The sequence below is a fragment of the Frankia nepalensis genome (assembly GCF_016786325.1).
Classification (GTDB): Bacteria; Actinomycetota; Actinomycetes; order Frankiales; family Frankiaceae; genus Pseudofrankia; species Pseudofrankia nepalensis.
The window spans coordinates 1,809-25,364 of the sequence record NZ_JADWYU010000124.1; the positions used below are offsets into that span (position 1 = coordinate 1,809).

Genomic DNA, 23,556 nt, shown 5'->3' on the forward strand with positions numbered 1-23,556 from the left:
CGAGGTTGGACGCCGAGCCCAGGGTGTCGGGGTGGTCGTCGCCCAGGACTCGCCGCCGGCGGGCCAGGGTGTCCTCGGCCAGGGTCCGGGCGGCCTGGTGGTCGCCGAGGTTGGCCAGCCGGAGGGCGAGGTTGGACGCCGAGCCCAGGGTGTCGGGGTGGTCGTCGCCCAGGACTCGCCGCCGGCGGGCCAGGGTGTCCTCGTCCAGGGTCCGGGCGGCTGGCAGGTCGCCGAGGTCGGCCAGCCGGTTGGCGAGGCTGTTCGCGGAGGCCAGGGTGTCGGGGTGGTCGTCGCCCAGCACCCGCCGGTAGCTGGTCAGGGTGTCCTCGGCCAGGGTCCGGGCGGCCTGGTGGTCGCCGAGGGCGGCCAGCCGGAGGGCGAGGTTGCCCGCCGAGGCCAGGGTGTCGTGGTGGTCGTCGCCCAGCAGCCGCCGGCGGCGGGCCAGGGTGTCCTCAGTCAGGGTCCGGGCGGCCTGGTGGTCGCCGAGGGCGGCCAGCGTGGCGGCGAGGGTGGTGGTGATGCTCTGACTGTGGGGGTGGTCGTCGCCGAGGGTGGCGGCCCAGCGGGTGCGGGTGGTCGCGGCCAGGGTGCGGGCAGTGTGGTATTGGCCGGCGCGGTAGAGGTACCAGCAGGTGCGCTCCAGCAGCCGGCGGAAACCGGCGGGTTCGGGGAGCCCGGGTTGGCTGGCCAGGTGGTGGGCGGTGGTGGTGACGTGTGGGGTGAGGGCGGCATAGGCCGGCCAGGCGGCGGGGTCGTCGGTGTCGCCGGGGGTGGCGGTGGCGAGCAGGTCCAGCGCGCCGGCCAGGGCGGTGCGCTGCTGGTCGTCGGTGAGGCGGGCCCGCAGTAGCGCGGCGACGAGGCGGTGCACCTGGAGGGTGGTGCCGGTGTGGCGGGCGAGTGCGAGCCGGCTGATCGCCTCGAGCGTGCGGGCCAGGGTGTACGGGTCGCCGGCGGCGAACCGGCCGGCCGGGGTCGGTGTGGCGGCGGCCGGTGTGGGGGTCAGTGGGATCGGTTCGGGCGCGAGGAACGCCAGCTGGTCGAGGAGCTCGGCGGCGGCCGGCTGGTCGGTGCCCAGTTGGGTGCGGGCGGTGGTGACGGTCGCGGCCAGGCCGGGATGGTGCAGGGTCTGTTCGGCCAGCAGCAGCTGCGGCTGGGCGGCCAGCAGATCCAAATAGTCGGCCGGGCTGATCCCGGTCTGCAGGAACGCCCCGGCCTGGTCGACCGCCAGGGGCAGGTCCCCGACCGCTTCGGCGATCTGGTCGGCCTCGGTGTCGGGAAGGCTGGGAACGTGGCGGCGCAGCAGGGCGACCGACTCGGCGCGGGCGAATTCGCCGACCTCGACCAGGTCCACGCCGACGCGGCGGACCGCGGGGTCGCGGCTCGTCACCAGCAGCCGGCCGCCCGGTGGGGGCAGCATCCGGTGCAAGGTGGCCGGGTCGGGGATGTTGTCGTAGATCAGCAGCCAGTCGTCGCGGCGCCCGAGCTCGACCAGTGCCGCCCCCGCCCGCTCGGGCGTGTCCCCGGTGGCGACGCCAAGTGCGCTGGCCAGGGCGGCCAGGCCAGCGGTCAACGTGACCGGGGTTTCCGCGTCGACCCACCAGATCAGCTGGTAGTCGGCGGCATACCGCCAGGCGAACTCCAACCCAAGCTGCGACTTGCCGACCCCGCCGGCGCCTTGGAGCGCGGCGATCGCGACCCGCCCGGACCCGGCGGTCAGCTGGCCGCGTAGTCCGTCGAGCAGGCTGTCGCGGCCGGTGAACAGCAGGTTGCGCGGCGGCACGTTCGACACCGGCGGCAGCCGGCCCGGGAACACCGCCGCCACGGGGGACGCTGCCACGGCGGCGGCGCCGGGAAAGCCGCTCGACACCCGGGCCGGGCGGGCCAGGCCGACCGCCTCCAACAGCCGCCGCCGCGCGGCCGCCTCGTCCACGTCGAACAGGTCCCGGTAGGCGATCGTCGCCAGCACCGCCGGGATCGCACACTTCTCCACGCGCAGCGGGGTCAACGTCCGCCCGCCCAGCGCCCCAGTCCACTCCTGCGTGCACCAGTGCGAGGCGAAATAGGACGCCGAGCAGACCGCGACCGTCCGGGCGGCCCGCTCCATCTGGGCGCTGATCCAGGTCACGAAGTTCTCCCCCGCCGGAGAGTCCCACGCCTGCACCACCACCGAGCGGCCCTCGGCCTCCAGCACCTCGGCGACCCATGTCGCCCACGCCTCATCCGCCCCCGTGTACGAGACGAAGAAATCCACCGACCCGCCCGAAACCCCCGCGCCCATAGCCGCACAGGATGCCAGCCCACCACCTTCCGTCACAGAAGGACCACGTCCCCAAGCCGGCGAGGCAGACCCAGGCAGACAAACTGAGACGCGGAATCCGCCCTTCTCGCGCACTGGAAACCAGGGCGAGCGGATACCCGGACGACGCTTGACGTAGCTCAGCTGCCCCCGGCCTCGGCCGCAACCACGACGCCGGCCGCGTCACGGGCTGGTCGTGGATCAAGAGCCGTTGGCGGATCTTGCACGGTCGAGAACCCGGCGGTAGAGACAAGCCCGCCGGAACACCGAAGGGATCACGCTCGCCCCGGCCGTGGGGTCTGGCTCAGCCCTCCTCGTCCGGAGGCGGCGCGGGCGCGAACTGCACCGCGACGCCGTCGCGCAGCATCCAGAGACGGAAGTACTCCTGCTCCTGGTCCTGGATGAACAGCTGCGCGGCCCATGGCTCGCGCCATGGTGTTGATTGGAAGCGGTCGACAATCGCGCCGATGTCGGCGTGGTTGGTGGCGCCAGCCCAGAGCACCGCTTCGGGGTTCTTCCACCCTCCCCATGGTCCGTCAGGCCAGGCGATCGGCCGCAGGAAGCCGACACCCGTGCCGCCTGGGGGCCGCCCCGGTTCTTCGCGCCACGGCGCACTGGCCCGCAACCACTCGCTGAACGCAAAGAGGTTCGGCGGGTCTTCTCCGAACGAGACCGAGACCATGACGTTGGCTACCCAGGACATGACGTTGATCGTGGCAGCAAGGCCAGCCCAGCCGTCGCGCGCTGCACGTGCCACGCACGGGCAGGACCCGACGGCCCGCCGTGCAGCCGCCTGCGCGCGGCGCTGGCGCGCCGTGCTCGGCGGGCGCGTCGGCCGCCACCCACCCGCGCGCGTCGGAGCGGCGCACCACGCCAGAGGGCACGGGTACAGCACGGAAGTACAGCAACCGGCCCGCCGACGGCCGATCGAGACCACACCCGGGCCAACGGCATGTTGCCCGGTTCGCCCTGCTCTGGCCATCGTGCGGGTAGTTCGGGACGAAGGGCGCCGCGCCCTGACCACGAAATCTGGGACCAGGCTGGGACCGCACGCTGCGCGCGTGAGCGAACCCGAGCGGGAGCGCGGCACGGACGGCACGCCCAAACCGCTCATGACGTGCGAAAACGACCGGACCACGGATCTGGAGGTCTAGGGGTCGCAGGTTCAAATCCTGTCGTCCCGACCAGGCAAACAGCCCCTCCGGCGATCCTCGCCGGAGGGGCTGTGCCGTTTCATGACTGGTAACGCGGCCGCCCGCCAGGAAAGCGCTCGGCCGCGCGGCCGCCTACTGCTCGTCCCCGTCGGCCCTGCAGACGAACCCCTTGGTGTCGGCGCCCTCGCCGCCGGCGCCACTCCCGCTGGTGACCAGGTGCTCCTCGGCGTCGGGCGGCTTCGGCAGCGCCGCGGCGTCCGCGCCGATGTGGACCTTGCCGTCCCGCGTCACCGCTATCGGCTCGCCGGGCTTGGCCTCGCCGACCAGCTCGCCGTTGTGGTAGATCTTGCCGTCCCGCGCCTCGATGGTGTCGACACCGGCACCGCCCGGGGCCGGGCAGGCCGTCGTGCCGCCGGGGGTGCCCTCGGAGCCGGGCAGCAGCCCGGCGGCGTTGGCGGCGGCGGCGCCCGAACCAGCCAACCCCAGGGCGATCGCGCTGACGACGACGATCTGGCGAACTCGCATGTGTACCCCACCTTCCTTGGTGGCCCCCTCGTGGAGGCGGGGTCAGGCTCCCGCGCGGCGGCTGAGGGGACCCTGAACCCGGCTGAAGTGATCTTCAGGTTGTCTTGAGGAGGGTTCCGGCACGCTGTCGTCATGCGAGTGCTGCTGGTGGAGGACGAGAAACGGCTGGCCGGGCTGCTGCGGGGCGGACTGGCCGAGGAGGGCTTCGCGGTCGACGTCGCGCACGACGGCCGCGAGGGCCTGTGGATGGCGACCGAGCACCGCTACGACGCGATCGTGCTCGACGTGATGCTGCCCCTGCTCAACGGGTACGCCGTGTGCCGCCGGCTGCGGGAGGCCGGCAACTGGACTCCGATCATGATGCTCACCGCGAAGGACGGCGAGTACGACGAGGCGGAGGCGCTGGACACCGGCGCGGACGACTATCTCGCCAAGCCGTTCTCCTACGTGGTGCTGCTGGCGCGCCTGCGCGCGCTGGTGCGGCGCGGCGGGCGGGAACGGCCGGTCGTGCTCACCGCGGGCGACCTGTCCGTGGACCCGGCGGGGCGGCGCTGCCGGCGCGGCGAGACGGAGATCGCGCTCACCCCGAAGGAGTTCGCCGTGCTGCACGCGCTCGCCCGACGGGCGGGCGAGGTCGTCTCCAAGGCCGAGCTGCTCGAGCAGGCCTGGGATTTCGCGTACGACGGCGACCCGAGCATCGTCGAGGTCTACATCAGCGCGCTGCGCCGCAAGATAGACGTCCCGTTCGGCCGGTCGAGCCTGGTGACCGTGCGGGGAGCGGGATACCGGCTGGACGGGGCGTCCTGATGCGCTGGTCGGTGCGGCTGCGCGCGACCGTCGTGGCCACCGTGACGGTCGCGCTGGCGCTCGGAGCGGCGGGCGCCGTCCTGGTCGCGGTGCTGAGGGGCAGCCTCGAGACGAGCGCCAGCCGGGAGGCGGCGCGGCGCGCGGAGGCGGCCGCGGCCGGCCTCACCCTGGTCAGCGAGGGTGGAAACCCCGGCGAGCCGGGGCCGCTCATCACCACCACCCTCGTCTCGCCGGACCCCGACGTGCGGGTTGGTTTCGGCGGCGGCGGCCCGAGCATGTCGGTGGCCACCGGCACCGAGGCGGGCGGGGCCACCCTCGACTGGGCGTCCGGCTACGCCACGGCCGAGCGTCTGGTCAGCACGTCGACCGGATCGGTGACCGTCCAGGCGCGTGCCTCGCTCGACCCGGCCCGCGACGCTCTGGCCCTGCTGCGCATCCTCCTGCTCACGGGCCTGCCCGGGTTGCTGCTGCTCGTCGCCGGGCTGACCTGGCTGCTGACCGGTCGGGCACTCGCCCCGGTGTCGGCGATCCGCGCGACGTTCGCCGACATCACCGCCACCGACCTGCACCGGCGGGTGCCGGTGCCACGGTCGGGCGACGAGATCGCCCGGCTGGCGCGGACGATGAACGCGACGCTCGACCGGCTGGAGCGGGCGGTCGAGCGGCACAGGCAGTTCGTCGCCGACGCGGCGCACGAGCTGCGCAGTCCGCTGTCCGTCCTGCGCACCCGGCTGGAGCTCGGCCGGCGGGAGGCGCCCAGCCTGGTCCAGGAGTCGCTCACGGACGTGGACCGGCTCCAGGAGCTGGCCGCCGACCTGCTCCTGCTCGCGAGGCTGGACGCGGGTGAGCCGCCGCGGGCCGACGAGGTGGACCTCGGCGAGGTGGCGGCCGAGGAGGCGTCGCGGCCGCGCCGGGAGGGCATCCGGATCTCCCTGGACATCGCCCCCGACATCGTCGTCGCCGGGTCGGCGTCCCACCTGCGCCGGATGGTCGGGAACCTCGTCGACAACGCCGTGCGGCACGCCGAGTCGACGGTGGCCGTGCGGGTGACGGCGCCCGCGGTCGTCCAGGTGACCGACGACGGCCCGGGGATCCCCGAGGAGCGCCGCGAGTCGGTGTTCGACCGGTTCACGCGGCTCGATGAGGCACGGGCGCGCGACGGCGGTGGCAGCGGGCTCGGTCTGGCCATCGCCAGGGACATCGCGCGGGCGCACGGCGGGACGCTGGCGGTGGCCGAGCCGGATGACGGGATGGGCGGTGCCGCGACCGGAGCCTGCCTGCGCGCCGAGCTCCCCTCCCTGACGGCCGACCGGCCGAGCTGACGAGGCCGAAACCGCGTCGCGGCGCGCCGGGGGGCTCTGCCGACGCTCAGGGGGTGGCGGGCCGGTCAGCGGCCGCGGCGGCGGTCGTCGCGTTCGCGGAGGCGGATGGAGATCTCGACAGGGGAACCGACGAAGCCGAAGTCCTCGCGCAGGCGGCGCTCCAGGAAGCGGCGGTAGGCGGGCTCCAGGAATCCGGTCGCGAAGATGACGAACCGGGGCGGGCGCACTCCGGCCTGGGTGGCGAACAGGATCTTCGGGATCTTGCCGCCGCGCGGGGGCGGCGGGGTCGCGGCGACGACCTCGCCGAGCCAGGAGTTGAGCCGGCCGGTCGGGATCCGGGTGCCCCAGCTCTCCAGCGACGTGCGCAGCGCGGGGGCGAGCTTGTCGGTCGCCCGCCCGGTGCGGGCCGAGATGTTCACCCGGGGAGCCCAGGCGACCCGGCCCAGGTCGCGCAGGATCTCCTTCTCCAGGGTGAGCCGGCGGTCCTCGTCCAGCAGGTCCCACTTGTTGAACGCGAGCACCACTGCCCGGCCGGCGTCGACGACCATCTGCACGACCCGCTGGTCCTGCTCGGTGAGCGGCTCGTCGGCGTCGAGCAGCACGATCGCCACCTCGGCGGCCTCCAGCGCGGCGGCGGTGCGCAGTGACGAGTAGTACTCGGCGCCGCTGGCCTGGCCGACCCGGCGGCGCAGGCCGGCGGTGTCGATGAACAGCCACGGCTCGCCGCCGACGGTGACCAGCTCGTCGACCGGGTCGCGGGTGGTGCCGGCGACGTCGTGGACCAGCGAGCGCTCCTCGCCGGCGAGCCGGTTGAGCAGGCTGGACTTGCCGACGTTGGGCCGGCCGACGAGCGCGACCCGGCGCGGCCCGTCCTCCTGTTCGAAGCGCTCCGGCGGCGCCTCGGGCAGCGCGGCGAGCACGGCGTCGAGCAGGTCGCCGCTGCCGCGGCCGTGCAGCGCCGAGACCGGGTACGGCTCGCCCAGCCCCAGGCCCCACAGCGCCGCCGTGTCGGCCTCCAGCCGCTGGTCGTCGACCTTGTTCGCGGCGAGCACCACCGGGCGGCCTGAGCGGTGCAGCACCCGGGCGACGGCCTCGTCGGCGTCGGTCGCGCCCACGGTGGCGTCGACGACGAACAGCACGGCGTCGGCGGTGGCGAGCGCCGACTGGGCCTGCGCCGAGACGCGGGCCGCCAGGCCCTTCGCGTCGGGCTCCCACCCGCCGGTGTCGACCAGGGTGAACCGCCGCCCGCTCCACGTCGCGTCGTAGGCGACCCGGTCACGGGTGACGCCGGGGACGTCCTCGACGACCGCGGCCCGCCGGCCCAGAATCCGGTTGACCAGCGTCGACTTGCCCACGTTGGGCCGGCCGACGACGGCGAGCACGGGCTGGCCCCCGGACGCGGTGCCCGTCTCCGGGCGGTCCTGGCTGGCGCTGTCCTGTGTCTTCACCGTCGTACGACTTCCTGTAGGTGCTGCGTGGGTAGTTCCGGCGTTTCCGAGGGTATCCGGCCGCGCCGACGACGCGGCGGCCTCGGCCGGGGGCCGGGGCCGCCGGCCTAGTCGGTGGTGGTGGCTCGGGCGGTGGTCAGGTGGTCGGCCAGCCGGACCCGGATGTCCTCGGCGACCGCGGCCAGCGCCTTGCGGGAGCGAGGGTTGGCCGGGATCTCGACGGCGAACGGCTCGCCGAACACGACCCGCACCCGCGCCGACCGCCTCGGCCAGCGCGCCCCCTTCGGCAGCGCGTCCCCCGTGCCGAGGCAGGCCACCGGCAGCACCCGGCAGCGTCCGTGCACCGCCAGGTAGGCGATGCCGTGCTGCACGGCGGCCATCTCGCCGCTGCCCCGGGTGCCCTCGGGGAACACGCCGATCGCGTTGCCCCGGGCGAGCTCGTCGAGCGCCGTGTGCAGGGCGACCCGGTCGGCCTTGCCCCGGTCGATCGGGATCTGCCCGACGAGGCGCAGCAGCCAGCCGACGATGCCCTTGTACATCTCGACCTTGGTCAGGCAGCGGACCGTGCGCGGCGACTCGATGACGACCAGCGGCCCGTCGAGCCAGCTCGAGTGGTTGCCGGCGAAGATCAGCGGCTCGCCCCTCGGGACACGCTCGACGCCATCCAACGTGATCCGCATCACCACATGGTTCAGCCACCAGCGCACGGGCGGCTTGAGCACCCGATGCAGGATGTCGTTGTAGGGCGTCGACTCGGCGCCGCGGTGCGCGGGCTGCCTGGCGGCGGCCACGGGGGCCTTCGCCCCGCCCCCGGCGGCCACGGGCAGGGCCGCCGGCGCCGGCTCGACGACCGTCACCGTCGACTCCGCGGCCAGGCGCTGCGTGAGCGCCGCCGGCTCCGCCGCTGCCGACTCCGCCGCCGGCCGCTCCGCGACCGGTCCGGCCGGGGCGGTCGACGGCTCGGCGGCGGGCTCGGTGCCCGCGCCCGCGCCCGGCGCCTGGTCGGCGGTCGTCATGGCGTCGCTCCCCCAGTTCCGGCCGCGCCGGCCGGCGCGAAGCCGGCCGCGGCGCAGTGACGCAGCACCACGTCGACGACCTCGTCGACGGACATCCCGGTGGAGTCCAGCGTCACCGCGTCCTTCGGCACCGCCAGCGGGTCGACCTTGCGAGTGCTGTCGAGCACGTCGCGCCGGTCGAGCTCCGCGAGCGTGCGAGCCACGTCGTCGACACCCTTCTCCCCCAGCTCGCGCGACCGGCGCAGCGCGCGCACCTCGGTCGACGCGGTGAGGAACACCTTCACCGGCGCGTCCGGCGCGACCACCGAGCCGATGTCGCGGCCCTCGACGACGATGCCACGGCCGGTCTGTGCCGCCTCCGCGATGATCTGGCGCTGCTGGGCGACCAGCCGGGCGCGGACCGCGACGACGGCGCTCACCGCGCTCACCGCGTTGGTGACCGCCCGGGTACGGATCTCGGCATCCACCCTGACCTGGTTGACGGCGATCGTCGGGGCGTCCGGGTCGGTGCCCGGGGTGATCACGGCCCGCTCGGCGAGCTCGGCGACGGCCTGGGGATCCTCGAGGTCCACGCGCTGTTCCAGCACCAGCTGGGTGACCGCGCGGTACATCGCGCCGGTGTCGAGGTAGCGCAGGCCAAGCCTGCGGGCGACCGCCTTGGCGACGGTGGACTTTCCTGAGCCCCCGGGGCCGTCGACCGCGACCACCAGACCGGGCCCGCCCCGGCCGACCGACTCCGCGCCGGATCCGTGGTCGTGCTCCACCCGCGTCCTCCGTCCCGGCGCCGTCGACAGTCGTCGCGCGCCTCGGCACTGGTCATCGTCACTGGTCGTCGTCGCTGGTCACAGCCATACGCCACCTACCCCCGGAACCCGTCCAGGGCAGGCCGACCGGGATCAGGCTACCCGGCCCGACCGGATCATGGCCGGCGGCACGGCCCATGGCGGCGTGGGCTACGACGGCCCGCCGCGGCGGGCCACGCCGGCGCCGCCGACGGCCGGCAACCGGCGGCGGGCGTCCTGGCGCGGCCGGTCAGGAACGGTGGTAGGCGACCCAGCCGGCGGCGATCAGCCGGTCGACCAGCTCCCCGGCGACCTCGGGGGCCACCGCGAGCTCGATGACGCCGGCGGGCGCCTCGAGGCTGTGCTCGAACGGCCCGATGTCCTCGAGGTTGACCTGCCACTCGCCGATCGCGGTCAGCAGCGCGGCGAGCTGGCCCGGCCGGTCGTCGAGCACGACGCCGACCCAGCCCCATGGCCGGGCCGCCTGGGTCCCGGCCTTGCGCGGCAGCTGCGCCCGCCCGGCCCGGCCGCGTTCCATCATCCCGGTGACGACCTTGGTGACGCTCGCCTCGGAGGCGTGGTCCAGCGCGTCGGCGAGCGCGCCCAGCTCGGCGGCGAGCCGGCGGGCGTGCGCCGCGACCGGCCCCCGGTTGCCCTCCAGGATCGACGACCACAGCGTCGGATCGGACTCCGCGAGCCGGGTCGCGTCCCGGAAGCCCTGCCCGGCCAGCGCCACCTCGCCGGGCCGCAGGTCCGGGGCCGCGGCGGCGAGCAGGCTGGAGACCACCTGCGGCAGGTGGGACAGCGCCGCCATCGCCTCGTCATGGCGCGCCGGGGTGGCCCGCACCGGCAGCGCGCCGCAGGCCCGGGCGAGCGCCTCGGTCGCGGCCAGCGCCGCCGCCGAGGTGTGCGGGATCGGGCAGAGCACCCAGGTCCGCTCCGCGAACAGGTCGGCCTGGGCTGAGGCGGCGCCCCCGCGTTCCCGCCCGGCGATCGGGTGCGCCGGGCACCAGGCGGTCAGGTCGACGCCGGCGACGACCGCCTCGGCGATCGGCCGGCTCTTGACGCTGGCGACGTCGCTGGCGGTGGCGGCGATGCCGGCCACCTGGACGGCCCGCAGCTCGGCCGCGACGGCATGCGGCGGCACCGCGACGACGGCGTGCTCGACGCGCTCCCCCTGCCAGACGCTGCCCGCGCCCATCGCCTCGGCGAGCTTGACCTGCTCGGGGTCGGTGTCGCGCAACAGAACCTCGACGCCGACCCGACGCAGCGCCAGGCCGATGCTCGCGCCGATCAGGCCGGAGCCGACGACGCCGACGCGGCGCGGCAGTCCCGCCGCCGGGCTCGCGGCCGAGGGAAGAGGGGTCACGTCGCCCCAGGCTACGGGTAGGCGGGACCTACAGGCCGACGGCGCCGTGCAGCGCGCCCACCTCGTGGCGGGTGAGGTGCCGGGCCCGGCCGGAGCGCAGGTTGCCGAGGTGCACCGCGCCGAACTGGGTGCGCAGCAGGCGCACGACGGGATGGCCGACCTCGTCGAGCATCCGGCGCACGACCCGGTTGCGGCCCTCGTGCAGGACGAGCTCGAGCAGGATCTGGGCACCTGCCTGGTCGATGATGCGCACGTTGTCGGCGCGCACCGGGCCGTCGGACAGCTCCACGCCGGAGCGCAGCCGGCGCAGCGTCTCCTTGCGCAGCGGCCCGCTGATCTGGACCTGGTAGGTCTTGGGCACCTGGTAGCGCGGATGGGTGAGCCGGTGGGCCAGCTCGCCGTTGTTGGTGACCAGCAGCAGGCCCTCGCTGTCGGCGTCGAGCCGGCCGACGTGGAACAGCCCGGGCGCCGAGCCGAACTCGGTGAGCAGGTCGGCGACCGTCGGCCGGCCCTCCGGATCGGACATGGTCGAGACGACGCCGCGCGGCTTGTTCAGCGCGAGGTGGACCAGCCCGGTCCTGGTGACGACCCGCTCGCCGTCGACCTCGATGACGGCCGTCTCCGGGTCGACCCGGCGGCCCTGCTCACGGACGACCTCGCCGTCGACGCGCACCCGGCCGGCGTCGATCAGCTCCTCGTTGTGCCGGCGCGAGCCGACCCCGGCCGCCGCCAGCACCTTCTGCAGCCGGATACCCGCCGGCCTGTCCGTCTCGCCCAACTCCGTCACCGTTTCCACCGCGTCCGCCGTCTCGCCCCAGGCCTGCCGGATCGGCTTCGCCAATCCGGGAGGGACCCCGGGCGGTATCGATCCAGCGGCGCCACGCCGTCCGGATCGCCGGCCGGGTCACCACCACTAGTTCATCACGAGACGCGACCGGCACCGGGACCGCGCCCACCGGACGGCCACTCCGGGACATCGCCCTACGGGGCGATGATGTCCTCGAGGTCGTCGATGCCGGGCAGCAACGGGGCGAGCGGCGGCAGCTCGTCCAGGCCGCGCAGCCCCATCCGCTCGAGGAAGTAGTCGGTGGTCCGGTAGAGGATCGCGCCGGTCTCCGGGTCGGTGGTGGCCTCCTCGACCAGCCCGCGGGCGGTCAGCGTGCGGATCACGCCGTCGGCGGACACGCCACGCACCGCCGAGATCCGGCCACGGCTGACCGGCTGCTGGTAGGCGACGACGGCGAGCGTCTCCAGCGCCGCCTGCGACAGCCGCGACATCTGGCCGGCGAGCACGAACTTCTCCACCCAGGGGGCGCACTCCTCGGCGGTGTAGAACCGCCAGCCGCCGCCCACGTGGCGCAGGTCGAAGCCCCGCCCGTCGTGGCGGTACTGGGCGGACAGCTCGGCGAGCACCCGTTCGACCTCCAGCGCGGGCGCGGACAGCCCGGTGGCGAGCTCCGCGACGCCGACCGGCTTCTCGGCGACCATCAGCACCGCCTCGACGAGCGCCACCAGCGGCGGCCGGTTCGCCTCGTCCGGCTCGGCGCGGCCAGGATCGCCGCCGTCCGCCAGCTCGTCGTCCTCGTCCGCCGCCGCGTCGGTGCCCGCGACCGGCGCCGCGACGTCCACATCCGGCTGAACGTCCACGTCCACGTGGGCGTCCGGCGCCGCGTCCGTGTCCGCCGGCAGGGCCGGCGCGTCGCCGCCGCGCGGCGGGATCACCGGCACCTCGGCGGGTGGCAGGATTCCCCCCGCGTCCACGCGACCTACGTCGGCGAGACCCAGGTCAGCGGGAGCCAGGCCGACGCCCACCGCCTCCGCGGAATCCTTCTCAGAGGGAACGGAAGCCCGCTGGGAGGGAACGCTGTGCCGGGACGCGTCGTGAGCGGACTGGCCATCGCCAGGCCCGCTGGGAACTGGCTCCTCAGCGGGCGGCGCCGAGGCCGCTGCCTCTGTGATTGCTGGCCCTGTGACTGTCGCCCCAGCGGCAACGGCCCGCTCGGAGGCCGCCGACGCCAGAGCCTCGTCTGCTTCGAGCACGGTGAGGGGTTCGTCCGGCCCGGGGGCCTCGTCCGCCTCGGACACCGCCAGGGCGTCGTCCGTCTCCGGCGCCTCGCCCGTCTCGGGGACCCCACGGGCTTCGTCCACCTCTGACGCCTCGTCCGCCTCGGAGGGCTCGCCTGGCAGCGGGTGGACCGGCGCGTTCAGCCAGGCGGCCCAGCCGCCCCGGCGCGCCGAGGTCTCGTGCTCTTCGCCGGTGCCTTCGGTCACGGTGTCGCTCCCCCATCCGCTGGCTTGAGCGCGTCGTCCTCGCCGACGTCCTCGTCCTCGCCGTCGTCGAGGTCGTCGTCGCCGTCGAGGTCGTCGTCGAAGTCGCTGCGGGCGGGCAGCGCGGAGACCTGGGCAAGACCGGTGCCGACGTCGACGTCCGGCTGCTGCTCGCTCCAGCGCACGACCAGCTCGCCGAGCGGGGCCTCCTGGTCGAAGCTGATCCGGCCCTCCCGGAACAGCTCCAGCAGCGCCAGGAAGCGGGCGACGACCTCGATGGTCTCCCGGCAGCCGACGCACAGCGTCCGAAACGTCGCGGAGCCCAGCTCCCGCAGCCGCTGGATGACCACCAGCATGTGCTCGCGGACGCTCACCCGGGGCGCGTGCACGTGGTCGGTGGCGACCATCGGCGGCAGCACCGGCTCACGCAGCTTCGCGGCGAGCGCGGCGAACTCGCTGGGCCCGATCCGGATCTGCACCTCGGGCAGCGCGGCGGCGTAGCGCGGCTCGAGCGGGACGCCACGCGGGGTGAACCGCGACTCCAGCGTCATCAAGGTCTGGAAGATCGCCGCGGCCTCCTTGTAGGCCTTGTACTGCAGCAGCCGGGCGAACAGCAGGTCGCGGGCCTCCAGCAGCGCCAGGTCCTCGTCGTCGCTGTCGTCCCGCGAGCTCGGCAGCAGCCGGGACGCCTTCAGGTCGAGCAGGGTCGCGGCGATCACCAGGAACTCGGTGGCCTGCCCGAGGTCGAACCGCTCCCCGAGCCGGCGGATGTGCGCGACGAACTCGTCGGTGACCTTGGACAGGGCCACCTCGGTCACGTCCATCTTGTGCTTGGCGATCAGCGAGAGCAGCAGGTCGAACGGCCCGCTGAAGTTCTCCAGCTCGACGAGGAACGCCTCCGACCGCCCGCTCCGCCCGGTCAGCAGCCCTTCCGGCATCACAGACGACGCCTCGCCCACCGCGGCGGCGGCCTCCGGCCCGCGCTCGGCCGGCACGCCGTCACCGGAGGAACCAGCGCCGTCGGCCACCTCGCGGGGCTCCTCGCCCTCGCGGGGCTCCTCGCCATCAGCGGCCGCGTCGGCGGGCACCGCGCGCAGCATCGCTCCCGAGGAGGCCGATGCGCGTCCGGGCGTCATAGCGCCACGCTACCGCCGATCACCTACCAGGCTGGGCACTCCCTCGCGGCGCCCGCGCAGGTTGCGCCACCGGTCCGCTGAACCAAGGCAACAGGCGGAGAAGGCCTACAGCGGCTGGGGGTCGATGTCGCAGTCGGCCCGGATGCCGGCGGTGACATTCCTGGTCACCGGGTGGTCAGCGCCAAGAACGTAGCGCAGCCTGTGTGTCGTCCGCCCCAGCAGCCGGACGCTCTCGTCCAGACGACCAAGCTCGCGCAGGTCGATCGCCACGTTGGCGCCCACCAGCAATGTCGATGGGTGGTTGTCGCCGAGCACACGTCGCGACCGTTCGTAAGTAGCGGCGCCCAACTCGTGAGCGAGGACGAGGCGCCCCAGGGCCTGACGATCGCTGGCAAGGTTGGCGGCGGCCGCCAACACCCAGGGATGGTCGTCGCCGAGCCGCGATCGCAGGCCGGCGAGCGCGGCCATATTCAGATCGAGGGCACGCTCCGGCGTACCCATCCGGCGACGGAGGACCGCGAACTGGACGGAGGCCGCCAGCGTGTAAGGGTGGTCGTCGCCGAGGACGTCGACATAGCGGCTCACCCCCTCCTCGCAGATGGCCCTCGCCTCGTCCAGTCGCCCGGCGTCGCGCAGATCAATGGCGTGGGCGACCGAGGCCGCGATCGCGTGTGGGTGGCTCGCGCCGTAGCGACGGTCCGCCTCAGCCCAGACCCGGGCGCTGACCGCCAGTGCCTCGTCGTATCGACCGGTCTTGCGCAGGGCCGCGGCGCGCAGCCCCTGAGCCTCGAGCACCTGGAAATGGTCGTGCCGTCCCTCCACGGTCCGTTCGAGGAGGCCGACGAGTTCCTCGCAGCGCGTCACCGCCCCCGGATAGTCGCCCAACTCGCGCTGGTCTATCGCGAGACTGCCGAGCGTACGCAGTGCCTCCAGGCTCCGCTCACCGAACAGCGCGGACTTGCGGCGCCAGGTCGCCTGGTCGAGCGCGCGAGCCTGCGCGAACCGGCCGACAAGCCGCAGGCCGACCGCCACGTCGTGCGCGGCGATCAAGGTATCGACGTGTTCAGAGCCGTGCCCGAACTCGGCCCGGCTCAGGCGCTCCCGCGCGAGCTCCAAGGCATTTCCGAAGTCTCCGGCGACCATGTGGTCGGTGAAGCAGTTTCCTATGGCGCGCAGGGTCTCTGGGTGGTCCGGCCCGTTTACCCGATTGGAAAGATCGAGCACTCCGGCATTGATACCAGCCGCCTCGGAGTAGCGCCCAACGGCGAAATAAAGCCTCCCGAGCCAGCCGGCGACCCGGAGTGTTTCGGGAGCCGCGCCCCCCAGGGACCTCGTCCACGTTCCATGGGCGTGCTCCGCCAGCTCAAGCCCGCTCCGATGGTCACCAAACCGGTACAGATAGAAGATCTCATTGACTACGAGGTCGCGGACTTGGGGGTCATCGCTGTCCACGGCGTCGCTCGCCAGCAGGTGTGGGTAGAGATCGGCATAGGTCCGCCACGTCAGTGGGTCGTCTGGGTCGCCCGGGTCGTTGACGGCCAGCAGCTGGTGCGCGGCACGGCGCATCATGGCGCGCTCGTCGTCGGTCATCCGTGTCTGAATCACGGCCTGCACCAGGCGGTGCATCTGGTACGAGTCGGTCTCGTACACGACCCGGGCCAGCGCATAACGGTTGATCTGGCGCACCGCGTCGGCAAGTTCGGCCGGGTCACGCAGCGCGGTGTCGAGGTCCGGCACCGCCGTGACCGCCCGAGCGCCACGGAGGATCTTCCTGGAGATCTGTTTTGGCGCGTAGAACGACCAGACCTGCAACAGTCGCAGCGCTGCCGGGTGGGCGCTCGCGAGCCGGTCGAGCGATACGTTCCAGGCCGCCTGCACAGGCGAGCCGTCGACTGGCGGGGATGTGTCGAGCAGCTCGGCGAGCTTGTCCTCCAACAGCCGCAGATAGTCTCCAGCGGCCATCCCGGTCTCCACGATCCAGGCCGCTGCCTGGTCCACCGCCAACGGCAGGTCACCGAGCGCGTTGGCCAGCTGGTCCGCGTCCTCGGCGGTCAATTCGGAAGAGCGTCGGCGCAGCAGTTCAACGCTCTCCTCCCGCATGAACACGTTGACCTCGATCGGGCGAACCAAAGACGACCATTTCGGGTTGCGCGAGGTTACCAGGATGTGGCCCGGGTCATTCCGCGGGAGGTATTGCGCTATAGTCTGCGGCTCGTCCGCGTTGTCGAACACCAGCAGCCAGTTCGCGTACGGCTGCCCGGGCCGCAGCGCGTCGAGCACCGCCGGCACGGCCACGTCGGCCTCCGCGCTGACCGGCAGGTTCAATCGCCCGGCGAGCTCCACCAGCGACGCCGCGACCTGCGCCCCGCGCTCAGCGGGAATCCACCACACCAGGTCAAATTCCCGCCCATAGCGGTGTACATACTCGATCGCCAGCTGCGACTTCCCTACGCCGCCCATTCCTTGCAGTACCACGGGAAGATCCACAGAACCTTCCTCCAGGGCCGCGCGCAGGTTCGCCAGAATTTCGGCTCTGCCCGTGAAATGAGGGTTCCTTACAGGGATGTTTCCCCTTATAGCCGGCGGCCGAGCGCTCTGCCGGTGGGCGAGTCCTTGCCAGAGGGCGTCCTGTAGGCGGCGGGCGCGTGGGAGATAGCGGCCGGACAGGGCACCGAACGCGGTCGCCTCGACCGCGACGAAGTCCTCGGACTCGGGTGTGACGGCCGGGATCGGCGCGGCGTCGGGGTCCGCCAGGGCTCCGCCCAGATGGCGGACGGCGTCCACCCTCGGGCCCAGATCCGCGCTTACCGCCTGGAGAACTCGGATGGTCTCCCAGCGGCGGGTGTAGGCCAGCAGGTGCCCCCGGAGCCCCGGAGCGAAGTCATAGGCGATGGCCGTTTCGTCCGCGAGGTCACCGGCGGCCGGGTACAGCAGGCCGTGCGCGAAGAGCTCGGCCAGGGCCCCCAGGGCATGCCCGCGCGGGCCTTCGACCATTCCTAGCAGCAGCCGCAGGGTCGAACGGGTGATGGGCGCGGCCGCGAGGCGGGTCGCCAGCTCGAAGGCGGCCGGGCTCGCGGCCGAGCGGAACTGGTCCACCTGGCGGCGGGCGGACGCCTGCGCCACGCCGTCCGGCTGGCTGCCCCTCGCCGGCTCGTCCCAGGGCCGTGGGGACGGCCAGACGACCATGGCCGGCAGGTCACCCCGGTCGGGATCGTCGGCGGTCAGCCGGCCGGCCCAGCGGGCGACAGCCGCCGGGTGTGGGTCGAGCATCGGCACGGCGATGGCCCCATCGGCGCCGTCGACTGGCGACGGGCCAAGACCCTGGTACTCGTCGAGGCCGGTGTGCCGAAGCGTGGACCGGGGCACCGCGCCGAGCACCGCGACCGGCAGCCGGCGCGCCCAGGACCACAGCACCGGGCCGGCGAGGCCCCGGCGCCACGCGGTACCCATGCCATCGGTGAGCACCCAGATGATCCGCCGGCCCGACGGTTCGAGCAGCCGCGCCGGGGCGAACCCGGTCGCCGAGGCCCTGCTTCCGCGCAGTCTGAGAGCCGTCGCGTCGTCGGCGTCGGTGTTGAGGAAGTAGACCCGGACGTCGTGGAAGACGCCCAGCCGCTCAAGCAGCGCGACCAGGCGGGGCACCAGGCCCTGCCAGATGGCCATCGTCCAGTTGTCGTCGACGACCAGCGTCAGCGACCAGCGCCGTTCCAGCACCGGCCGGTACACCGGCCGCCAGCGCCCGTCGGCGAGGTGCTGGGCGGTGGCCTCCTCGTCCAGGCCGACCTCCCAGGCCGAGGGCACGGACTGGCGCAGCCCCTCGAGCGCGCGGCGCAGCTCCCGCCACTGGTTGACCAGGGCCGCGAGCGTCGGCGGCGCCGGCGCGGCCCACGACCCGTGCCGGCGCCGCGCGTGGCCACGGGCATCGGCGTCTCGTCCCCGTGCCGACGCGGCCGGTCCGCCCTCCGCGTCGTCGCCAGACCCGGCGAAAGTCGGCTGGCTGGCGCCGGCGGTTGCCATGCCACGGCGCGACGACTCCCGGTCACGCCCACCGCCGTCCGCGCGCCCGTCGCCGCGCTCCGGTGTCTCGGCCGTCCGGGCGTCGACCGCGCCCGCGCGCGCCCGGTCTTGGTCGTCGGCCGAGGGTTCCCGGTGCGCGGGGCGAGGCAGCTCGTCGGCGAGCGCCGCGAGCCAGAGCGCCTCCGCGAGGACCAGCGGATCGGTGGGCTCCCCCGGGCCGGCGCCCGGGGGGTTCGGCGTGGTCATCCGGGGTTCGACGTCGGGTCCAGCCTGCGCCACACCGCGGCCAGCAGTTCGGCCCGTTCCTGGCCGTCGCCGTCGAAAGCGCCCGAGGTCACCAGGTGGGCGGCGTTGAGCAGCTGGTCGGCGGCGAGCATCCCGTGCCGGCGGCGGGCCACGAACTCCTCGACGATCCGCCGCTGGTCATCCACCGCGCCTCGCGGAAAGTGCGCCAGGACCAGGTCGGCGAGCGCGTCGGCGTCGGGGTCGGGGACGTCGAGCCGGATGCAGCGGCGCAGGAAGGCCGCCGGGAACTCGCGTTCGCCGTTGCTGGTGATGACGATGATCGGGAACTCGTGCACGCGCACGATGCCACCGCGAACGGTCGCCGTGGCGCCCCGGTCCGCCGTGTACACCGACATGTCGGGCTCGAGGTTGCGCACCCGGACGAGCTCGGGCAGGTCGAACTCGCCGTCCTCGAAGATGGTCAGCAGGTCGTTGGGCAGGTCGTAGTCGCTCTTGTCCAGCTCGTCCACCAGCAGGACCCGCGGGTGCCGGTAGGGAAGCAGCGCGGTGCCCAGCGGGCCCAGGTGCACGAAGTCGCCGATCGGCGGCACGGGGCGCTGCGCCCGGCCCGGCCCGGCCGTCGCCCCGCCGCCGCCCGACTCGACGACGGCCTGGGCTCGCCCGATCGCGTCGTACTCGTAGAGGCCTGACCGCACGGTCGTGCGGCTGGTGACCGGCCACCGCAGCACCCGGCCGAGGCCGAGCTCGCGGGCGATCAGATACGCGAGCGTGGACTTCCCCGAGCCGGGCCCGCCGGTGACCAGCAGCGGCCGCCGCAGGCAGATCGCCGCGTTGATGACGCTGAGCTGGGAGTAGCTGAGCTGCCCGGTGGCGACGGACCCGAGCCGCCGGCTCGCCTCGCGTTCGTCGTCAGGCGGCGGTGGCAGGTCCGGCCCGCCGTCGAAGTCCCGCCAGGGCGGGGGTGCCGGCCAGCGCCGGTCCCGCTCGGCGGGCGGCAGCGGCCGCCCGGTCCCGTGGAAGATCCACCAGGCCGGCCGGCCCGGCCCGGGATCGGGCGTCGGTCGCGTCGTCATCGTCCGTGCCTCCGCTTCACCGGCGCGGGAATCGACGGGCCCTGTTCCGGCTGCCGGTCGGGGTCGTCCAGGATCACCGCGAGATGCCGTCCGAGATCCGGCCAGCGCGCGGGCGCCAGGCGCGCCTCCAGGCGCAGGCGCCGCAGCCGGTCCCGCAGGTCGGTCAGGCCGACGCCGTCCACGGCGGCCAGGAACGCCCGGATCGCGTCCGCGACGTCGTCGCGGGTCTGCTCGCCCCGGTGCCAGGCCACCACCGGCAGGCCGCAGCTCAGCGCGATCCGCAGCTGCAGGACGGCCGGTGTCTCGTTCGGAGGGCCACTCAGTACCAGTGCGACCATGCTCTCCTCCGCGAGGATCCTTGCCTGCAGGCGGTCGGGGTCGTGCTCGTCGGCGCCGCCGCCGCAGTGGACGGTGTCCGCCATGCCCTTGGCCAGTTGGCGCCAGCGCAGCCGCCACACCCGGTGCCAGGGCCTGGTGCGCTGGCGCTCCAGGCTGCGCAGGACGACCGGGTACTGCATGCCGATCGAGCGGGGCAACACGGAGTCGATCTCCTTGCGCCACTGGTCGACCGGCAGGTGGAGCAGGTCGAGCGGGAGGATGAACTCCAGCGCGACGGTGTTCTCCCCGTCGGCCAGCGAATCCTCCAGGTCGAGGACCAGCTCCTCGGTCACCCGTTCCAGCTCGTCCTCGTCGAGCGGCACGAGACGGGTCCCGCACGGCTCGAACCCGTCGATTCCCGGCCACTGACGCCACCAGGTGAGCTCCGTCTGGCCCGGATGCAGCTGGCTGCGCTCGAGCTGGACGATCAGATGGACCGGGCCGGCTGGCAGCGTGCGGCGCGCCCGGGCCGCGTCCAGCTCGGCGGCGAGTTCGGCCGTCTGGGCGCGGCGCTGGTTCCACTCGTCGACCCGGGTCGCCGTGTCGGGACGGAGCCGGTCACGGACTGCTTCCAGGAACGGCATGTATGGCGGCAGCCCACCCGCGGGGGCGTTGCGGCCCGCCAGGTGCAGGAGCACCGCCCAGGCGCTGTCACCGTGCGCGGGAGGGGTGTCCGGGAGGTCTCCCACCGCCTGCCGGTAGGCGTGGCCGACGTCGCCAGGCGGCACCCCGCCCAGCTCGGTCTCCAGCCGGGCCAGCAGGTCGTCCGGCAGGTCGGCCAGCGCGGCGGCCGCCTCCCACCTGTCGACGAGCCGGCACAACTCATCGACCGCCGCCGCGGGGACGCCGAGATCCCCCGCGGCCCAGGGAATCTGAGCGAGCCCCGTCACCGACTTTCCGCACATTTCGACCAGGGCAAGGAACCACTGTCGGTCGGGCAGGTAGGCGGGCATTTCGAGGCGGAGGCCGGACAGTCGGGACAGCCGGTCCAGAAAGAGGCTCCGGCTCTGTTCCCCGCGCAGGACGGGAGTGCCGGTCAGCAGGTTCACGACGTCGCGTTCCACCGGCGCGCGGCGGCGGTCCACGACGGCGTCCGGTCCGTTCAATGCGCCATCCGCCGTGCGCACGCCGACGCGTCGTTGACCGCCGGCCGAGTCCCGGCCGAGGATCGGCTGCGCAGCGCGTGCCCGTCCGTCCCGAGCGCCCCGCTCACCGTGTCGTCCACGAGCTCACCTGCCCCGGCCCCGTTCCGGTGCGCCGCCGCGAGTATCCGGACGGCCACAGCAACTCTAATGGCTTGAGATGCCGGTAAGGGCGGCGAATGGCGTGACCGCGCCCTGGCGTGGCGCGGATCAGCCCACCTGGCAGGCGCATCGCCCCGCTGGCGACCGGGCCATACGGTCAGCCGCGAGAAAGGTGGGCGGTGTGCATCTGAGCGACGCCGGGGCCTGGCATTGCGCGGTCGATTCGTCTGCTTGGCGAGCAGCGATGTGCGACACTGATGGCCGCATGTCGCCTTGAGCAGGGGCCCCGATCCGGAAGACGGACGTCGCCACGGAACGGGTTCGCCGAACGGGGTGTTCGGGACGACGCGGGGCAGGTCTCAGTCCCGGGAAAGGAGCCACGCATGCCCGTTCCTGACGAGTCCGTCAGGTCGGACCTCCCCGATGTCGCACACCTTTCGTTGACCGAGCTGCGCGAACTTCACGACGAGGCGCTGAACGCCGGCCTGGAGCGGGTTATTCGGCGAGTACGGACCGCCGATGAACGACTGTCGGGCGGCAGCCGGCGGTTCGACTGACGGTGGCCGAGCCGTCGTCGGTCCCACCCCTGCGCGGGGGGCCGGTTGTCGGACGGCTTCGGGTGCCGTGGTCGGTCGTCGACCAGATCGCCGCCGGTAGGCCCGACCAGACCTCCGGTGCCGCGCTGCTAGCAGCCGAACGCAACCACCGGGCCGTCATCCTGCGCGCGGTGCTGGACGAGGCACGCGCCGCTGGGGCAGCCGCCACCGGCCCGTTGATCGCCATGGACGAGGCCTGGGATCTGCTGGCGACGGCCGAGCGCGCTGACCCCGACCAGGTCGCCTTCCTGCTCGGCCGCCCGCAGGTCGGTGCCTGGGCGGCACGCGCGCTGCGACGGCTGCGGCTCGGAAGCACCTACGAGGCGCCGCTGTGGGCCGATCTCGGTCACCTGCATGCGATCGCGGCCGCAGCCGCTGTGCGGACAGGTATCCAGGCGCGGCTAGCCGTTCCCGCGTGGTTCGGGCAGGTCGTGCTCCCGACCCTCGGTTACGCCCGCGGTCCCTACCGCGATGCCTGGGAGCCAGCCCTGGTCGAGGCCAAGCAAGGTGCCTTCCGGGTCGGCACGCGCAGGTGGCAAGCCTTCCCATCCTCGTCCGGAGATACCCCGGCCGACACGCTGGACGTGCCTACCTGGCGGGCGGCCACCTGGCTGCGAGTCGGTCCGCCGGGGGCCCGGCTGACCGTCGACCTGGACGATGCCAGCCCCTACCGGATCCTGCTCGGAACGGCTCGGCCGGCGAGGGTGTGCCCGGCGACGGTTGGTCGCTGGGAGTCGCTGCTCGACGAGGCGTGGAAACTGCTCCGGGCGGCCGACCCCGCACGCTCCCAGGCCCTGGCCGCGGCGACCATGACGATTGTCCCACTGCCCCCCGAGAGCCATTCCCACATGTTCAGCGCCTCCTCAGGCGACGCGTTTGGCGCACTGGTCGCGACCGAACCGGACGACGCGGAGACACTCGCCGTGACGCTGGTACACGAGTTCAATCACGCCCAGCTCGGCGTCCTGATGCATCTGGTCGATCTCGTCGACGCCGACGCGTCCGCGCTCGACGCTCACGTCTTCTACGCGCCCTGGCGGGATGACCCGCGGCCGCTGGTCGGGCTTGCCCAAGGCGTTTTTGCCTTCTTCGGGGTGGCCAGCTTCTGGCGCGGACAGGTGCGGCTGGCGGCGGGCACACGGGCGGCCAGGGCGTACTTCGAGTTCGCGCTGTGGCGGCGGCGGGTGCACACGGCGCTGCGCCGGCTGCGCGCCGATGGGCGGCTCACGCCGTTCGGCACCCGGTTCTTCGACGGGGTGGCGGTGACCGTCGCGGGCTGGCTGCGCGAGCCTGTGCCACCCGACCTCGACGCACTGGCCCGGGCCGCGGCGCTCGATCACTACGGCAGATGGCGGATCCACCACTTGCCGCCGTCCCCTGAGCTCGTCGACGCGTTGGCGCTCGCCTGGCAGAATGGCCTGGCCTTCAAGCCGTCCGCGGCCAGGGCGGTGGCGCGTGGGTGGTGGCACCAGCCAGACGTTCCGGTTGCCGACCCAGCCGCGAGAGACCTCGACGGCGTTGTCACCGCCACCCGGATCTGGCTCACCGACAGGGAACGGCTGCGATCAATGCTGGCTGACGCGGACGGCGCCCACTCAGGCGTGGCGGGCGTGGGAAGCGCCGATCTCGCTCTCCTCGCCGGCCAGCGCGAGCGCGCCCGCGCCGGCTACCTGGCGGAGCTGGCCGAGCCACACCCGCGGGCTGGCGCGTGGACCGGCCTCGGACGGCTGATGGCTGCCGCCGGCGAGGCCGCGGCGGCACGTGCCCTGCTCGAACGCCCCGAGCTGGTACGCGCGGTGACCGAGGCCATGGCAGGCGGGAAACGTCCCCCGCCGACGCGACTTGCGGCCTGGCTCGGCCAGATGCTGCCCTGACCGAG

The 23,556-nt window shown here is 73.7% G+C and carries 17 protein-coding genes; 4 read left to right on the top strand and 13 right to left on the bottom strand.

Annotated features, from left to right (window positions below; genetic code table 11):
- From fxsT (I6A81_RS16320) to I6A81_RS16330, 3 genes are all read right to left on the bottom strand, one after another.
- Positions 1–2,278 (bottom strand): FxSxx-COOH system tetratricopeptide repeat protein (gene fxsT, locus I6A81_RS16320; RefSeq protein WP_203002881.1); only part of this gene is annotated, 2,278 nt, incomplete at its 3' end.
- Between the two features lie 322 nt (positions 2,279–2,600).
- Positions 2,601–2,999, bottom strand: coding sequence for a hypothetical protein (locus I6A81_RS16325; protein ID WP_203002882.1), 399 nt, complete (start codon positions 2,997–2,999; stop codon positions 2,601–2,603).
- Positions 3,000–3,582: 583 nt separating this feature from the next.
- The gene (locus I6A81_RS16330) at positions 3,583–3,975 is read right to left on the bottom strand and encodes a hypothetical protein (protein WP_203002883.1); all 393 of its coding nucleotides are present in this window, start codon (positions 3,973–3,975) and stop codon (positions 3,583–3,585) included.
- Positions 3,976–4,107: 132 nt separating this feature from the next.
- Between I6A81_RS16330 and I6A81_RS16335 the strand changes: the two genes are divergently transcribed.
- A complete protein-coding gene (locus I6A81_RS16335) occupies positions 4,108–4,782 on the top strand; it encodes a response regulator transcription factor (RefSeq protein ID WP_203002884.1) in 675 nt (224 codons plus the stop codon).
- Entirely contained in the window at positions 4,782–6,104 is a 1,323-nt protein-coding gene (locus I6A81_RS16340) for a sensor histidine kinase (protein ID WP_203002885.1), read from the top strand. Before I6A81_RS16335 ends, I6A81_RS16340 begins: the two co-directional genes overlap by 1 nt.
- Positions 6,105–6,169: 65 nt before the next feature.
- On the opposite strand, the gene der is transcribed toward I6A81_RS16340, so the two are convergent.
- The 10 genes from der to I6A81_RS16390 all read right to left on the bottom strand — a co-directional run bounded on the left by der (position 6,170) and on the right by I6A81_RS16390 (position 20,943).
- Positions 6,170–7,552, bottom strand: a complete 1,383-nt coding sequence (gene der / locus I6A81_RS16345; RefSeq protein WP_203002886.1) for a ribosome biogenesis GTPase Der — start codon at positions 7,550–7,552, stop codon at positions 6,170–6,172.
- Between the two features lie 107 nt (positions 7,553–7,659).
- Positions 7,660–8,568 (bottom strand): lysophospholipid acyltransferase family protein, encoded by a 909-nt coding sequence (locus tag I6A81_RS16350; RefSeq protein ID WP_203002887.1) that lies wholly within the window; start codon positions 8,566–8,568, stop codon positions 7,660–7,662.
- Complete coding sequence (gene cmk / locus I6A81_RS16355) at positions 8,565–9,332, bottom strand: (d)CMP kinase (protein WP_203002888.1); 768 nt, start codon at positions 9,330–9,332, stop codon at positions 8,565–8,567. Before cmk ends, I6A81_RS16350 begins: the two co-directional genes overlap by 4 nt.
- Positions 9,333–9,600: 268 nt before the next feature.
- A complete protein-coding gene (locus I6A81_RS16360) occupies positions 9,601–10,719 on the bottom strand; it encodes a prephenate dehydrogenase (RefSeq protein WP_203002889.1) in 1,119 nt (372 codons plus the stop codon).
- 28 nt (positions 10,720–10,747) lie between these two features.
- Positions 10,748–11,506, bottom strand: a complete 759-nt coding sequence (locus I6A81_RS16365; protein WP_203002890.1) for a pseudouridine synthase — start codon at positions 11,504–11,506, stop codon at positions 10,748–10,750.
- 194 nt (positions 11,507–11,700) lie between these two features.
- Positions 11,701–12,291 (bottom strand): SMC-Scp complex subunit ScpB, encoded by a 591-nt coding sequence (gene scpB, locus I6A81_RS16370; protein WP_203002904.1) that lies wholly within the window; start codon positions 12,289–12,291, stop codon positions 11,701–11,703.
- A 695-nt stretch (positions 12,292–12,986) separates the two neighbouring features.
- On the bottom strand, positions 12,987–13,925 hold the full coding sequence (locus tag I6A81_RS16375) for a segregation and condensation protein A (RefSeq protein WP_203002905.1): 939 nt from the start codon (positions 13,923–13,925) through the stop codon (positions 12,987–12,989).
- Positions 13,926–14,228: 303 nt separating this feature from the next.
- Positions 14,229–18,386: an FxSxx-COOH system tetratricopeptide repeat protein gene (fxsT, locus tag I6A81_RS16380; protein ID WP_203002891.1), complete on the bottom strand. Its 4,158-nt coding sequence runs from the start codon at positions 18,384–18,386 to the stop codon at positions 14,229–14,231.
- On the bottom strand, positions 18,383–19,459 hold the full coding sequence (locus I6A81_RS16385) for an AAA family ATPase (RefSeq protein WP_203002892.1): 1,077 nt from the start codon (positions 19,457–19,459) through the stop codon (positions 18,383–18,385). The genes fxsT (I6A81_RS16380) and I6A81_RS16385 overlap by 4 nt, the downstream gene beginning before the upstream one ends.
- The gene (locus I6A81_RS16390) at positions 19,456–20,943 is read right to left on the bottom strand and encodes a VMAP-C domain-containing protein (protein ID WP_238429039.1); all 1,488 of its coding nucleotides are present in this window, start codon (positions 20,941–20,943) and stop codon (positions 19,456–19,458) included. Before I6A81_RS16390 ends, I6A81_RS16385 begins: the two co-directional genes overlap by 4 nt.
- Before the next feature lie 521 nt (positions 20,944–21,464).
- Here I6A81_RS16390 and I6A81_RS16395 point away from each other — a divergent pair.
- Together I6A81_RS16395 and I6A81_RS16400 are read left to right on the top strand one after the other, a co-directional pair.
- Complete coding sequence (locus tag I6A81_RS16395) at positions 21,465–21,638, top strand: hypothetical protein (RefSeq protein ID WP_203002893.1); 174 nt, start codon at positions 21,465–21,467, stop codon at positions 21,636–21,638.
- A gap of 62 nt (positions 21,639–21,700) precedes the next feature.
- Positions 21,701–23,551 (top strand): HEXXH motif domain-containing protein, encoded by a 1,851-nt coding sequence (locus tag I6A81_RS16400; protein ID WP_203002894.1) that lies wholly within the window; start codon positions 21,701–21,703, stop codon positions 23,549–23,551.
- The last annotated feature ends 5 nt before the right edge of the window (positions 23,552–23,556 follow it).